The following is a 15,150-nucleotide window of genomic DNA, read 5'->3' as shown; positions in this document are numbered from 1 at the left end:
GAGGCTCTGATCCGATCAGACGCCAGCCGGCAACCTGCATCGGGGTGTTTGGTGAATTGGAGTGTCCTAAAAGGACGGAAATGATGCGGAGTCGAAACTCCTCTGAAAATGGGCTCGGGGTTCTAGTGGAACCGACACGCGAGCATTGGACCTCGATATCCAATGAAGGATCAGACAAGACCGAGATCAACCAAGGCTGGAATTGCTTTGGCTATCTGGGATCAATTTAACACTGAGCAAGCTCTAAGCGATCCCGTTTCAAGCACTGCAAAGCGATGGGAGCCGAAATTTGCTCCTCCAACCAATGCTGAATCTGAGAGGGGCGCAAACTTCGTCCCATGGCGTCCACGTCAGCCTCTAACCGCAAACGCAATCGAGGACTCTCGTTTTCAGACACCACATCGAGACGACGCAGCACCGATCGACAATCACGGGAGCGGGGACGTCCTTTTTTATCTGTGTCGTGCCACATCAATTGATCCGCGGCCAAAAGAGCAGAAATAGCTGGAGACCAATCGATCGTGAGGCCGCTTTCCAGTTCCAGATCGAAACTCCACACAGCGGCTCGAATCTCTTGGGACAAACTCGGTCCGCTCACAGGCACCTCACCCACGGAAAGCAAGGTGATGCCTGGCGGCAGCAGCGGCTGCAAACCTTGCTGCAATTGACCTGGATCCAGGGCTTCGGTGAATTCCATATCCATCCATTCACTTCCCGCTTCTGCCCCTAACGGCAACGCCAAAGCGATTTGAACTCTGGGCAACGGATGGAATCCACCCGTAAAGCTGATGGGAAGCCCACTTCGGCGTAGAGCTCGCTCCAACATCCGCATGAGATCGAGGTGACTGAGCAGCGCCATCGACCCAGTTTTTGAAAACTGAATTCGCAGTCGACACACCCGTTCACTTGGAGGAGCTTGCGTGGGTACCTGCGGAGGCACCACAGGCGCTTGCACTACAACGTTGTGACCAAGCTCAGGCCCACACACTCCACAACTGCTGCAACCGTGAAAGGAACAGTCGGGAACAACGGAGGCAGCCAAAGCCCGTTGCAGATCTTCCATCAGCCATGTTTTGTCGATTCCGGTATCGATGTGATCCCAAGGCAAGGGCTGCCGACAGAACACCTCGAGATCCTTGGGATCCAACGCATTCACCGCACTCCAGCTGCCAACTTCCATCTCCCGATATCGACCTTCCAGACCGGCTTCGGAAATCGCACCCGTCCAAGCCGCATGGGTGCGATCGAGAGATTCGAACCAAGCATCCATCCCAGCACCAGCTCGCCAGGCAGCCTCAATCACAGGAGCGAGGCGACGGTCGCCCCGGCCGACAAAATCCTCCATCGCGGAGAGACGCACATCCGTGAAGTTCACTTTCAAACCGCGCAGACGCTTAAACGCCCCACGAAGAAGCTCTTGACGGCGCTGAAACTCTGCCGTCGAGACACTGTGCCACTGAAACGGTGTATGCGGTTTCGGCGTGAAATTACTGATGGTGATGTTCAAATTGAGCCGTCCCAAATCACGACAGCTCTGCTGCAACATCGTGCAGGTTTCTACGATTCCAACAACATCGGTATCCGTTTCACCGGGCAATCCGATCATGAAATAGAGCTTCACTTTCCGATAGCCGTTTTGCATCGCAACACGGATGCCTTTCAAAAGATCGTCATCGGTTAGCCCCTTATTCACGATGTCGCGCAAGCGCTGCGTGCCTGCTTCCGGAGCGAAGGTGAGACCGGATTGGCGTGTCCCTCCAAGAATGTGAGCAATGTCGTCATCAAAACGATCCACCCGTTGGCTAGGTAGCTGCAGGGTGACGTTCTGATCGGCCAGTCGATTACGCAGCTCAACGCCAACGGCGGGCAAGGCCAAATAGTCGCTACAGCTCAAGGACAGCAACGAAAAATCGCTGTAGCCCGTCTGCTTCATCCCCGTCTCCACGGCCTCGATCACAGCTTCAGGCTCCACATCCCTTGCGGGGCGAGTGAGCATTCCGGGCTGGCAAAACCGACAGCCACGGGTGCAGCCCCGTCGAATTTCGACCGTGAGACGGTCATGCACCGTTTCAACGTGGGGAACAAGGCCCATGGCGTAATGGGGCATCGGGGTCGCAACGCGACGAATCACCCGTTGGGGCAATTCTGAAAACAGGGGCTCCAACGACACCCCATCAGCGGCCAAGCCATAAAGCGATGGCACATAAACCCCTGGCACCTGGGCCAAATCCCTCAACAGCTGGGATCGACGCCAACCGCTTGCTTTTGCCTCCGCCACCACCAAACCAATCTCTGGGAGGAGCTCCTCTCCATCCCCCAAAGCGATGAAGTCGAAAAAAGGCGAATAGGGCTCTGGATTACTTGTGGCGGTGGGACCGCCCGCAAAAATCAACGGAACTGATGCCGGGTCATTCAGGGGCAAATCAGCACGATCGGCCGCATGAATTGGAACCTGACAGAGGTCCAACATTTCAAGAATGTTGGTGGCCCCTAGCTCGTAGCTGAGGCTGAAACCAAGAACATCAAACGCCAACAAGGGGCGACGGCTTTCGACGGCAAACAACGGTTGCTCGCGTTCCCGCAAACGCGTTGCCAAATCCGGTGCAGGTAAATAAGCCCGATCACACAATTGCCCAGGAACGGCATTGAGGATCGAATACAAAATGATGTGCCCCAGATTGCTGGAACCCACCTCATAAATTTCTGGATAGGTCAAGGCCCAGCGCACACAAGCCTGGTCCCAGTCGCGAGGAACCACCCCCAACTCGTGCCCCATATACCGGGCAGGCTTGTTGATGCCTTGATCAACCAAAGCGTGAAAATCAACTGGGTGGTCCACAGCAGATACGACCACAGACGATGACCTCGCTCCTTGCTTCATCGTATGGAGCTGTCGACACGGCAAAATGCATCGACAGAAACCCCCTCCGGTCCGTGGTGAAGGTCAACGGCAATTACCTCAAGCTCAAGGCGGGCTATCTCTTCCCCGAGATCGGACGGAGGGTAAAAGCATTCAGCGCAGCTAACCCTGACGCAGCTCTAATCCGTCTCGGAATTGGTGATGTCACCGAACCGCTCCCCCTGGCCTGTCGCGAGGCAATGAAAACGGCCATCGACGCCATGGGCACGGCAGAGGGCTTTCATGGCTATGGACCAGAACAGGGCTATGCCTGGCTCAGAGAAGCAATCGCTCAGCAAGATTTCCAATCCCGTGGGTGCGAGATCAATGCCGACGAGATTTTTGTTTCTGATGGCTCGAAATGCGACAGCAGCAACATCCTCGACATCCTCGGTGAAGGCAACAGAGTTGCCGTGACAGACCCGGTTTACCCGGTGTACGTCGATAGCAATGTGATGGCTGGCCGCACCGGTGATGCTGGTGCCGAGGGGCGCTACGCCGGACTCACCTATCTACCTATCAGCGCAGACAACAACTTCACAGCAGAAATCCCCAGCGAACCGGTGGATTTGATCTACCTCTGCTTCCCGAACAACCCCACCGGTGCCGTCGCGACAAGGGCGCAACTCAAAGCATGGGTCGATTACGCCCGCAGCCATAACGCACTGATTTTGTTTGATGCCGCCTACGAGGCCTTCATTCAAGACCCAGAGCTGCCGCATTCAATTTTTGAAATTGAAGGAGCTCGAGAGTGTGCGATCGAATTCCGTTCGTTCTCAAAAAATGCTGGCTTCACGGGAACTCGCTGTGCTTTCACCGTGGTCCCCAAAGGGTTGAAAGGGACCGCAGCGAATGGAGAACTCGTGGAACTTTGGGGCTTATGGAACCGACGCCAGAGCACCAAGTTCAACGGCGTTAGCTACATCATTCAACGTGGTGCCGAAGCGGTTTACTCCGCAGCAGGTCAAGCCGAGGTGAAGGCTCTTGTGAGTTTCTATATGGAGAACGCATCCATCATTCGCCAAGAGCTCACTGCTTGTGGTTTGCAGATTTACGGCGGCGAACACGCCCCTTACGTTTGGATCAAAACCCCAAATGGCATGGATTCCTGGGGATTCTTCGATCACCTTCTCAACAAGGCCAATGTGGTGGGCACGCCAGGAAGCGGTTTTGGTGCTGCTGGTGAAGGATATTTCCGTCTTTCTGCCTTCAACAGCCGCAAGAACGTCAATGAAGCCATGGCACGAATCAAATCTCTTTGAAACGGCCGTGATCCAATTTCCCTTACATTTCAACCAGTGAGTTGCCGAGTGATGGCAGAGGAGACACCAACCCGTAGTCCAGGAGGGGCTGCGGTGCTCGACAAAGCGCCTGAGCGTGTACGGAAGCGGTCACCTCGATACAAGGTGCTGCTTCACAACGACCCCGTGAACAGCATGGAGTACGTCATGGCGACATTGCGCCAAGTGGTTCCTCAGCTGAGTGAACAAGACGCGATGGCCGTCATGTTGGAAGCCCACAACACTGGCATCGGACTGGTGATCGTCTGCGACATCGAGCCAGCTGAGTTTTACTGCGAAACGTTGAAATCCAAGGGGCTCACCAGCACGATCGAACCGGAAGACTGATTGATCCGCACCATCAACGCCGGGCTGAATTGGCTGATCCTGCTAACCCCGCGTTGGCTTCCGGTGTTCGTCTTGATTCCAGTTTTGTACCTGATCGGCTGGAGCAAAGCCCAACTGCTCACGTTGGTGGGGTTGCCCACTAGTGCTGTTTCGCTGGTCGGGACAGTATTCAGCTTTCTGCTGTTTCTCCTACTGATGCCACGCTGGATCAGATTGCGCTGGCAGATCAAGCGACCCTGGGTTGCTTTAGGGCTCCGAGGCATGGAGGCTCATCAGCGATCATCTTTTGCAGTCCTCTTACGCGGGCTGTTGTGGTCAGTCCTTCTGCTCGCACTGATCATGCTGCCGCTGCTACTGGGACATTGGGCACAGTTCCAAAGAACAGACTCAGTTCGCCTTCTGCTGGATGCATTCGTGCTGTTATTCGGTGTTGGGTTGGCTGAAGAAATACTCTTTCGTGGTTGGCTTTGGCAGGAGCTGAACCGCCTGCTTGGAGCGAAAGCTGGAGTCATCAGTCAGGCTGCGATTTTTAGCCTTGTTCACGCCCGTTTCAACATGGGTGTCTGGCCAATGTTGGGGCTCCTCAGCGGGCTATTCCTCTTGGGCCTGGTCCTGGCCCTGCGTCGCCGGCTCGACCATGGCTCGCTTTGGGGATGTGTTGGCTTACATGGCGGCTTGATCAGCGGCTGGTTTCTCCTGGAGAAAAACGCTCTTCTACTGTCTGCAGACGCCCCTGCATGGCTGATCGGACCGGGCGGAAGCAATCCCAATCCGATGGGTGGACTTGTCGCAATTAGCGCCCTGACATTGTTGCTCTGGCTTCAGCGAACGGCTTTCAACAAATCCCTATTCACCAAAACTGAACATCGCAACGCCTCCTAAGAAGGAGAAATAGCTCGAACAACTCCATCACCGTGCGTCCAAAATCTCCATGGGCACGAAACAAGCTTCCAGACAAAGCCCTTAAGCCTTGGCCCATCGCGTCTGGATCCCAGCTTGATGAAGACCAGATCGAAGCTTTATAACTGCAGACGACTGCTCTAGAAGAAAGAAACAGCGAAGATATTTGAAGCCAAACTAATATTAAAATGAATCTCTTCTAGCCAATGCTTGGCTCTATCACAAAACTATAATCTAGGCTTTACTTGAAAAATACAAAACATAGCTCATTCCTTGATACTGCGAAGACCAAGCAAAAGCAGGAGTGGATGACATGAGCAAGGATTATTCGCGCACAATCAGAGAGTCGTCCTTATTGATTTACGCGAACGAACATATGCTTCACATTCATGCCATAGACTCGTGACAGCCAATATTAGAGATGTGGCAACGACGCCTTCACTAAAAAATATTATTTTTATTTTCGCAGACCAATGGCGTGGCACACCCGATATTTCACAATGCCTGACGCCAAGTCTAGATAAGCTAAAAAATCAAGGGATAAATTTTAGAAATGCCATTTCTGGATGCTCCCAATGCTCACCCTATCGAGGCTCATTATTAACAGGACTTTATCCACTAAGCCATGGCGTCCTCGTTAACGATTCAACCCTTTCACCCAGGCATAACTCAATTGCTGAAGCCTTCAAATCAAATGGCTATAAAACTGCATACATCGGGAAATGGCATGTCTACGGCTCACCTAGCGGGGGATTTGATCATCGAAATTCTCCAATACCCAGTCAATATAGGCTAGGGTTTGATTATTGGCAGGGCAATGAGTGTAATCACAATTATAATCAATCACCATACTATTTAAATAATCATACTACGCAGCAAACTTGGGATGGATATGATGCTTTCGCTCAGACAAAAATGGCTCGAAAATTAATTAAAAAGTTTTCATCCAAAAGCCAACCATTTTTATTAATGCTCTCATGGGGCCCGCCCCATGATCCTTATCACACAGCCCCAGATAAATTTAAAGATTTATACAAAGAAATAGACATTAAAATTCCAGAAAATGTACCCGAAGAGCATCAAGAAAAAGCACACAATCAATTGCGTGGTTATTACTCTCACATATCAGCACTGGATCGATGTCTAAAAATAATCATGAAGTGCTTAAAGAGGAGCGCACTGGAGAAGAACACACTTGTGGTTGTGACTTCAGACCATGGAGACATGTTATTCAGCCAAGGATTAACACGAAAACTTTATCCATTTGAAGAATCAGTTCGAATTCCATTCGTCCTTCGAGATCCTGATCTTCAACATCAAGCCGGCACAACATGTGATGCACCGATTGATGCGCCAGATGTCATGCCCACTTTACTTGGGCTTGCCAATCTTAAACAAAGTAGTCATACAGAAGGACGCAATTGGGCTCCAGTCATTCGCGGGGAAGAAACCCTGAGCGATACAGATGTAGGCCTACTCAATGCAGCAGTTTGTTCCGGTCCATTACAACTTTACGGAATGAAGGCCTATCGCGGAGTTCGAACCATGCGACATACCTACGTACGGAATGAGCAGGGACCTTGGCTTTTATTTGACAACTACAATGATCCCTATCAAAAAGATAATCTCATACAATCATCGAACAATGCAAACGGATTACTAACAGATTTAGACGACCTCCTTCACCAGAAACTCAAAGTGACTGGGGACAGGTTCCAAACGAGCCATCAAATCATTGAGCAGTTTCGACTTAGTGAACATGTTAAAAAAACTGGCTTAGGGTCTTCAGTTTGCTGGAAAAGCCCATGGAACTAAATCCCTAAGAGAACTTTCAAGCTATCGAATCAAAACTATAATTCAAATAATTAATATCACTTGAGTAGATTTCGCCCACCATTTCAATAGACTCTTGATCATAATAATGATCAATACTTTTTCTTTCTGATCGATTGGCATGAAAATTTTTAGTCTGCTCCCTACAAACACCAAGGATATCAAAAACTTCATGAGAGTCTTTTTCTATGTTTTCGAGACGCCCAATCTTATCAACTAATAATGTTCCATCTTGATCCAAAATGAAATCAGTCTGAGGCATCCATTGCACATGCTGTTTTTTTTGAATTAAGCCTAAATAGGCCTTAAATTCTGTGTCTGGTTGCATTCCAATAAAATCCATGAGATCTGGCCTGGTTTGCATATAGGCAAATTGTGAAACGATTCGATCCCAGGGATTTCTGACAATAGTAAATTTATAAAAAGAGTTGAAAATTTCCAAACCAACCTCTGAACGAACTTGACGAGCAAGAAGATGCTGCAATCCTCCTGTTTGATATTTATTGTGATACTGAGAGACAAAACCCCACCATAGATTTGCCTCGGTGAGATCTTCAGGATGCGGCCAAATTACATTTTCAATTGAAGTGCCACCACACTTGGGAATATGAATAAAAATGCAACGTTTATCGTATGAAATCATTGTCTCTCAAGAATAAGTATCAAACAATTGCTTTAGCAATCGCTTTCTTGCCCTCGACTGGAGCTCTTAAGGCTTCTTGAAGGGGTGCAACGCCATAATCCCGCTCGAGAAAAGACATAACGGTCCTGCCAAAATCATCGGCATTTCGATCAAACGCTTCCAAGCAAACACGTCCAAATGTGCTCCCCATCGGCTCAGGATTCCAAAGAAGCTTCCGCGCCGTCCAAGGCATCATGCTCATCGGGTTGTAACCAGGCTTGATCAAGCCTTGATCGAAACCGTATTGCTCAAGATGCGTATGGGGCTGCAAGCCAATGAAGAAAATCGCTGGCTCGACTAAATCGGCACCAAAAATGTTTTCTAGCTCACGGTGATAAGCAACGGTCTGTCGAATCGTTTCCGGCCTCTCATCAATCACATTGAAGGAATAATTCACCGACACGTGATCGCGAAAGCCTGCATCAGCAAGCATGCGGCAACTCTCCAGCACCGTCCGCAGGTTGTATCCCATGCGCATCTTGCGAACGAGCTCTTGAGAACCGGAGGTAATACCGATCTCGAAATAACTCATGCCCGTCTCCACCATGAGCTGGGCTAACTCGGGATCGAGATTGTCGGCTCGGATGTAAGCCGCCCAACGAATTCCAGTCAGCCCTTCGGCTTTGATCGCACGTAGCAGCTCCTTGGCGTCTTCGATATACCGCCGAGCTGGGATGAACTGGGCATCGGTAAACCAAAACCCCCTCACACCGCGGTCGTAAAGCTGGCGCATCTCCTTCACCACCTCCTGCACTGGATTGAGGCGCACCTGTTTACCTTCCACCACGGTGTAGACGCAGTAACAACAGTTGTGCGGACAGCCACGTTTGGTCTGAACGCCCACATAGAAATCACCACCCTCCAGGTACCAGTTGAGTTGGGGCCAAATGGAAGCGATGTAGTCGTAATCGCAAGCGGTTTTAGGTCGACTCTCCGGCTGCTCATGGATCAAGCCTGAGCGGGGTGACTCACCGACCAAAAAACAACGTTCTCCCTCGAGGGACTGTCCTTGGAGCAATTTTTCTAAGAGAGGTTCTCCCTCGCCAATCGAAACAATCGTTCCTTTCGGCAACGACTTACCGAGCTGTTCGTAAAACACACTGACAGCCCCACCACCAAGAACGGCACGCGCCCCGGGATGGTGACGACGCGCATGGGAGAGGCCCTTGTGCACCAGTGATTGATTGCGATGCAGCTCGCCGTAATGGCTGGTCATCAATCGCAAGCCACCAAGAGCGCCGTGAAGACGCTTGAGTGGATTGCGGGCGTAAAAGACTTCGAAAGAGTTTTGAAGAGGGTTGCCCCCTCGACCGTCAACCGGGGCGTAAATCTGAATATCCCGCCAAGAAAACACCAACAAAGTGGGGCGAAACTGATCCACCGTGGCTAGCAACACTCTCTGTACGTCCAGTACAGGCAGAGCAGCCAAATCCAGGATGCGTTGCGGCATCTCCGGAAAACACTTGTGCAAATGATCTGCCAGATAAACCGGGCCGATCGGGAAAATTGGGTTGCATGGAAGCCGCACGAACAGCACGCGTTCCGGTTGTGGAGACAAAGCGGCTGCAGCGTGGCATTTGGGACGCTAACAAGCGCATCCGCTAGCAGCGTGACTCGCCTCTTTACAAATGCTTCGTAAAGCTCCGAACACAGAACTCAATATTGCTTTACATTGGGTGAAGGCAGGGATTCCTGTCCCTTCCATAAACCGTCCCCTCGGGGGCATTTCTTTCCGTTCTCATGACCACCACCATCCAGCAGCGCTCCGGCGCTTCTAGCTGGCAGTCCTTCTGCGAGTGGGTCACCTCCACCAACAACCGTCTGTATGTCGGTTGGTTCGGTGTGCTGATGATCCCAACTCTGTTGGCTGCCACCATCTGCTTCGTCATCGCTTTCGTCGCCGCTCCTCCGGTTGACATCGATGGCATCCGCGAGCCTGTCGCTGGCTCCTTGATGTACGGCAACAACATCATCTCTGGTGCTGTTGTTCCTTCCAGCAACGCCATCGGCCTGCACTTCTATCCCATCTGGGAAGCAGCTTCACTCGACGAGTGGCTGTACAACGGCGGTCCTTTCCAGCTCGTCGTTTTCCACTTCCTCATCGGCATCTACGCCTACATGGGTCGTGAGTGGGAACTCTCTTACCGCTTGGGCATGCGCCCTTGGATCTGTGTTGCCTACAGCGCACCTGTCGCTGCTGCATCTGCAGTCTTCCTCGTCTACCCCTTCGGTCAGGGTTCGTTCTCTGATGCAATGCCCCTGGGCATCTCTGGAACCTTCAACTACATGTTGGTGTTCCAGGCTGAGCACAACATCCTGATGCACCCCTTCCACATGCTGGGTGTTGCAGGCGTCTTCGGCGGCAGCTTGTTCTCCGCCATGCACGGCTCACTGGTGACCTCCTCCTTGGTGCGTGAAACCACCGAAAGCGAGTCCCAGAACTACGGCTACAAATTCGGCCAAGAAGAAGAGACGTACAACATCGTGGCTGCTCACGGCTACTTCGGTCGCCTGATCTTCCAATACGCCTCCTTCAACAACAGCCGTAGCCTCCACTTCTTCCTGGCTGCCTGGCCTGTTGTCGGCATCTGGTTCACCGCCCTTGGCGTGTCAACCATGGCCTTCAACCTCAACGGCTTCAACTTCAACCAGTCCATCCTTGATGGTCAGGGCCGCGTCCTGAACACCTGGGCCGACGTGTTGAACCGTGCAGGCCTCGGCATGGAAGTCATGCACGAGCGCAACGCTCACAACTTCCCCCTCGACCTGGCAGCTGCTGAGTCCACTCCTGTGGCACTCCAAGCACCTGCAATCGGTTGATCTGGAATCAACCTGTTCCTTCTGGAACAGACAAAACGATTCAGATCAACTGAATCGCAAAGCCCCCGCCTCACAGCGGGGGCTTTTTGTTGACGCTTACTTGATCTCAATCGACAGCCTCCTACCAAACGACCAACAACATCAATGGCAATTGATTCAATTGATGGATGTAGAGCGATATTCAGCCAAATAACATCGCAATCTGGTCTCAATCATCCATGAGAGCCATGGGTTTTTTCACGGCACTCACCGAGGCCATGACCAGCAGATCATCTCTTCTGGTAACTGGTCTTGACCCCAACCCTGAAATGCTGCGGAGCTGGGCAACGTCTCGGGGCTTAGGCGGAAGCTCACTCTTGAGTCAGGCTCGGTCCTGGTGCAAATCGGTCATCGAATCCACCGCAGATCACGTCTGCGCCTACAAACCAAGCCTTGGTTTTTATCAAGCCATGGGGGCAGCTGGAGTGGAGCTGATGGTGGAAGTGCGTGAACTACTTCCGCATGACCTTCCTCTGATTATTGATATCAAACATGGCGATCTGAATAGCTCAAGCGCTATTGCCTCTTACCTCTTTCAAACGCTGCAAGCTGACGCCGTCACCCTCAATCCGATTGCAGGACAAGACATCGCTGCTCCTTTTTTGCTGTATCCAGGCAAAGGAGTCGTGATCAACTGCCATAGCTCCAATCCCGCAGCGAAAGTTCTGCAGCACTATCCCAATGAAAACGAACCGTTTTACTTACAAGTGGTTCGCGAAAGCCAGCGCTGGGGAACAGTGGATCAACTCCTATTAGAAGTTGGCACCAGCGATCCAGACATTCTGAAACGCGTCCGCCAGGCCGCCCCAGAACGATTTGTGATGCTGCGCTCCCTCTGGGGAGAAGAAGGCAATCTGCAACGGCTTCTCGAGAGTGGCCTCAACCAAGCTGGGGATGGGCTACTTCTCCCACTCCCCCAAAGCTTGCTCAATGAGAGTGACATCAATGGTCAGACCGCTGCTCTCAAAACTCGTATCAATGCAATTAGGGAAGAGCACCTCAACACTCAGCTCGAGATTTTGAGCCAACAGCCGACGGAACAATGTCGAATCTGGCCCCACAACAATCAAGCCAACGCAACTGAACAAACCAAAATCGAACAAATAGCAATCGAAAAAGATTTAAGAGAGCTCGTCATCGATTTATTCGATATCAAATGCCTCTTATTTGGTGAATTTGAACAAGCCAGCGGAGCAATATTCAATTATTACGTGGATTTACGCCAAATTATTTCAGATCCGGCTTTATTCCATCGCGTTCTGGATTGTTATGCCCAAGTTTTACGAACTCTCAAGTTTGATCGTATTGCTGGGATTCCTTATGGCTCATTGCCCACCGCCACTGGCCTATCGCTTCAACTCCATAAGCCACTGATCTATCCACGCAAAGAAGTAAAGGCCCATGGCACACGGCGACTAGTGGAGGGCGAATTCAATGAGGGCGAAACCGTGGCGGTGGTCGACGACATCTTGATCACCGGCGGAAGCGTGCTGGAAGGCATCGCAAAGCTCGAATCATCTGGCCTGAAAGTGAACGACGTTGTGGTTTTCCTGGACCATGGCGGCCTGCAAGACACCCGAGCTAAAGAACGACTCAATGACAAGGGGCTCAACATCCAAGCCGTGCTGAGCCTGGAAACCATTAGCGAAGTACTGGAAGGAGCGAAACGAATCAGCGCCAGCCAAGCGGAAGAGCTGCGAGGAACGGGGCGGTGATCAGCGGAGCTGATGGGAGCGATCAGAAAGGCTCAGCGGCCAATCGGTGACGGCTTCGCAAACTTCCGTTACATTTCGCAAGTCGGTTCTCCGACCTTTCTTATTCGCCGCCGGGTTTCGACCCACAGGCTGTTTTCCGTTCTCATGACCACCACCATCCAGCAGCGCTCCGGCGCTTCTAGCTGGCAGTCCTTCTGCGAGTGGGTCACCTCCACCAACAACCGTCTGTATGTCGGTTGGTTCGGTGTGCTGATGATCCCAACTCTGTTGGCTGCCACCATCTGCTTCGTCATCGCTTTCGTCGCCGCTCCTCCGGTTGACATCGATGGCATCCGCGAGCCTGTCGCTGGCTCCTTGATGTACGGCAACAACATCATCTCTGGTGCTGTTGTTCCTTCCAGCAACGCCATCGGCCTGCACTTCTATCCCATCTGGGAAGCAGCTTCACTCGACGAGTGGCTGTACAACGGCGGTCCTTTCCAGCTCGTCGTTTTCCACTTCCTCATCGGCATCTACGCCTACATGGGTCGTGAGTGGGAACTCTCTTACCGCTTGGGCATGCGCCCTTGGATCTGTGTTGCCTACAGCGCACCTGTCGCTGCTGCATCTGCAGTCTTCCTCGTCTACCCCTTCGGTCAGGGTTCGTTCTCTGATGCAATGCCCCTGGGCATCTCTGGAACCTTCAACTACATGTTGGTGTTCCAGGCTGAGCACAACATCCTGATGCACCCCTTCCACATGCTGGGTGTTGCAGGCGTCTTCGGCGGCAGCTTGTTCTCCGCCATGCACGGCTCACTGGTGACCTCCTCCTTGGTGCGTGAAACCACCGAAAGCGAGTCCCAGAACTACGGCTACAAATTCGGCCAAGAAGAAGAGACGTACAACATCGTGGCTGCTCACGGCTACTTCGGTCGCCTGATCTTCCAATACGCCTCCTTCAACAACAGCCGTAGCCTCCACTTCTTCCTGGCTGCCTGGCCTGTTGTCGGCATCTGGTTCACCGCCCTTGGCGTGTCAACCATGGCCTTCAACCTCAACGGCTTCAACTTCAACCAGTCCATCCTTGATGGTCAGGGCCGCGTCCTGAACACCTGGGCCGACGTGTTGAACCGTGCAGGCCTCGGCATGGAAGTCATGCACGAGCGCAACGCTCACAACTTCCCCCTCGACCTGGCAGCTGCTGAGTCCACTCCTGTGGCACTCCAAGCACCTGCAATCGGTTGATCTGGAATCAACCTGTTCCTTCTGGAACAGACAAAACGATTCAGATCAACTGAATCGCAAAGCCCCCGCCTCACAGCGGGGGCTTTTTGTTGACGCTTACTCTCTGCAAAGCTCCAGAGATGACAGACGCTCGCTCGATGCTCACCTCGCCAAATGACGCGACAACCCCCAAGCAGCGACGAAAGCGAAAGCGGTCGCCCATCGAACGTGTCATTCGCTGGGGGCCTTGGCACTATCGCTTTTGGCGAGAAATCGCCCGTTGGTGCTACGAACAATCCCTCCAAAACCCTGCTGTGGTGGATTCGGATCTGGGATTTCCTGCCCATGGCGAACTTCTCCAGAACTACGACGCCATTCGTCGAGAAACGTTGGAGATCGCGCTCTCCGGTCGGCTGCCGGCCAACCACGAAATCATGGAGCAGCAACGAACTCTGTACGAATTTGATCGCAAAGCTTGGGGGATGCTGCCACTGCGGGGTTACGGCTACAACTACCCAGCCAATCAAGACCTCATCCCGACACTCAAATCATTTTTAAAACGCCACCCCGATGTGGTGTCTGCGGCGGTGAGCCTGTTCCCGCCTGGAAAAATATTGCGACCGCACAAAGGTCCATTCAAGGGTGTTTGGCGTTTTCACCTTCCCCTGTACGTGGAAACACTGGAGAACAGCACCACATCCTGTGAGCTGATGATCGATGGAGTCACGTATTACCTCCGAGAAGGCGAGGCATTCCTTTGGGATGACACCTTTCTCCACTCCGCCGTGAATCGTTCAGAGCAACCGCGGGTGGTTCTGTTATTTGATGTCTTCCGGCACGACCAGCCGTTTTGGTTGATCGGAATGAGCTGGATCTTCCTCTGGGTCGCTCAAATTTGGCAACACCTCCAAAACATGCGCGAGCGTGCCCTGTTGCGATGACCAACCTCGAAGAACTGATCCAACAGCACCAACTCAAACGCCATCCAGAGGGAGGTTGGTATCGAGAGCTGCACCGCAGTACAACGACTGTCCAGCGACCTGATGCGGCGAAACGACCTGGTTTAACCGCCATTTTATTTCTCTTACCAAAAGACGAAATCAGTTGCTGGCATCGGGTTTGTGGCGCTGATGAAGCATGGATCTATATCGATGGTGCTGATCTCAACCTGTTCCAATGCAAACCAGATGGTTCAGCACTTCAGAAGCTCATCCTGAACAGGGGCAATCCAGTGCATGTGGTGCCTGGGGGATGGTGGCAAGCAGCTCAATGTGACGGCTGCTATGCCTTAGTGAGCTGCTGTGTCGGCCCAGGTTTCGACTTCGCCGACTTTGAAATGTTGCGGCAACAATTGGAATCGAAACGCCCGGTGTTGCCCCATCCAGAACTGATCTGAAGCCGTCACAAGGTGAGCGGAGCAGTCCACGGCTT

Annotated in this window: 12 protein-coding genes; 9 read left to right on the top strand and 3 right to left on the bottom strand. The window is 52.3% G+C overall.

What is annotated here, in order from left to right; genetic code table 11:
• Positions 1-226: 226 nt before the first annotated feature.
• Positions 227-2,881, bottom strand: coding sequence for a TIGR03960 family B12-binding radical SAM protein (locus tag BL107_RS03330; protein WP_037987988.1), 2,655 nt, complete (start codon positions 2,879-2,881; stop codon positions 227-229).
• Positions 2,882-2,934: 53 nt separating this feature from the next.
• Between BL107_RS03330 and BL107_RS03325 the strand changes: the two genes are divergently transcribed.
• From BL107_RS03325 to BL107_RS12140, 4 genes are all read left to right on the top strand, one after another.
• The gene (locus tag BL107_RS03325; protein WP_009788858.1) at positions 2,935-4,161 is read left to right on the top strand and encodes an LL-diaminopimelate aminotransferase; all 1,227 of its coding nucleotides are present in this window, start codon (positions 2,935-2,937) and stop codon (positions 4,159-4,161) included.
• Positions 4,162-4,212: 51 nt separating this feature from the next.
• A complete protein-coding gene (clpS, locus tag BL107_RS03320) occupies positions 4,213-4,527 on the top strand; it encodes an ATP-dependent Clp protease adapter ClpS (protein WP_009788857.1) in 315 nt (104 codons plus the stop codon).
• Positions 4,528-5,409 carry a CPBP family intramembrane glutamic endopeptidase gene (locus BL107_RS03315; RefSeq protein WP_009788856.1) on the top strand — a complete coding sequence of 294 codons (882 nt, stop codon included), beginning with the start codon at positions 4,528-4,530 and terminating at the stop codon, positions 5,407-5,409. It begins immediately after the preceding gene.
• Between the two features lie 420 nt (positions 5,410-5,829).
• Positions 5,830-7,242: a sulfatase gene (locus BL107_RS12140; RefSeq protein WP_071984224.1), complete on the top strand. Its 1,413-nt coding sequence runs from the start codon at positions 5,830-5,832 to the stop codon at positions 7,240-7,242.
• 16 nt (positions 7,243-7,258) lie between these two features.
• Here BL107_RS12140 and BL107_RS03305 read toward each other — a convergent pair whose 3' ends face one another.
• Together BL107_RS03305 and BL107_RS03300 are read right to left on the bottom strand one after the other, a co-directional pair.
• On the bottom strand, positions 7,259-7,903 hold the full coding sequence (locus BL107_RS03305) for a sulfotransferase family 2 domain-containing protein (RefSeq protein ID WP_050749825.1): 645 nt from the start codon (positions 7,901-7,903) through the stop codon (positions 7,259-7,261).
• Between the two features lie 19 nt (positions 7,904-7,922).
• The gene (locus BL107_RS03300; protein WP_009788852.1) at positions 7,923-9,479 is read right to left on the bottom strand and encodes a photosystem II high light acclimation radical SAM protein; all 1,557 of its coding nucleotides are present in this window, start codon (positions 9,477-9,479) and stop codon (positions 7,923-7,925) included.
• Positions 9,480-9,682: 203 nt separating this feature from the next.
• On the opposite strand from BL107_RS03300, the gene psbA (BL107_RS03295) reads away from it, so the two are divergent.
• The 5 genes from psbA (BL107_RS03295) to BL107_RS03275 all read left to right on the top strand — a co-directional run bounded on the left by psbA (BL107_RS03295) (position 9,683) and on the right by BL107_RS03275 (position 15,115).
• Positions 9,683-10,762: a photosystem II q(b) protein gene (gene psbA, locus BL107_RS03295; protein ID WP_009788850.1), complete on the top strand. Its 1,080-nt coding sequence runs from the start codon at positions 9,683-9,685 to the stop codon at positions 10,760-10,762.
• 227 nt (positions 10,763-10,989) lie between these two features.
• Positions 10,990-12,516 carry a bifunctional orotidine-5'-phosphate decarboxylase/orotate phosphoribosyltransferase gene (locus BL107_RS03290; RefSeq protein ID WP_009788851.1) on the top strand — a complete coding sequence of 509 codons (1,527 nt, stop codon included), beginning with the start codon at positions 10,990-10,992 and terminating at the stop codon, positions 12,514-12,516.
• 144 nt (positions 12,517-12,660) lie between these two features.
• Positions 12,661-13,740, top strand: a complete 1,080-nt coding sequence (gene psbA, locus BL107_RS03285) for a photosystem II q(b) protein (protein WP_009788850.1) — start codon at positions 12,661-12,663, stop codon at positions 13,738-13,740.
• A 119-nt stretch (positions 13,741-13,859) separates the two neighbouring features.
• Complete coding sequence (locus tag BL107_RS03280; RefSeq protein WP_009788849.1) at positions 13,860-14,660, top strand: aspartyl/asparaginyl beta-hydroxylase domain-containing protein; 801 nt, start codon at positions 13,860-13,862, stop codon at positions 14,658-14,660.
• Positions 14,657-15,115 carry a cupin domain-containing protein gene (locus BL107_RS03275; protein WP_009788848.1) on the top strand — a complete coding sequence of 153 codons (459 nt, stop codon included), beginning with the start codon at positions 14,657-14,659 and terminating at the stop codon, positions 15,113-15,115. Before BL107_RS03280 ends, BL107_RS03275 begins: the two co-directional genes overlap by 4 nt.
• Positions 15,116-15,150: the final 35 nt, after the last annotated feature.

It is taken from the genome of Synechococcus sp. BL107, assembly GCF_000153805.1.
Lineage (GTDB): Bacteria > Cyanobacteriota > Cyanobacteriia > PCC-6307 > Cyanobiaceae > Parasynechococcus.
The sequence above is the reverse complement of the archived record's forward strand: the minus strand, read 5'-3'. Positions and strand labels throughout refer to the sequence as shown.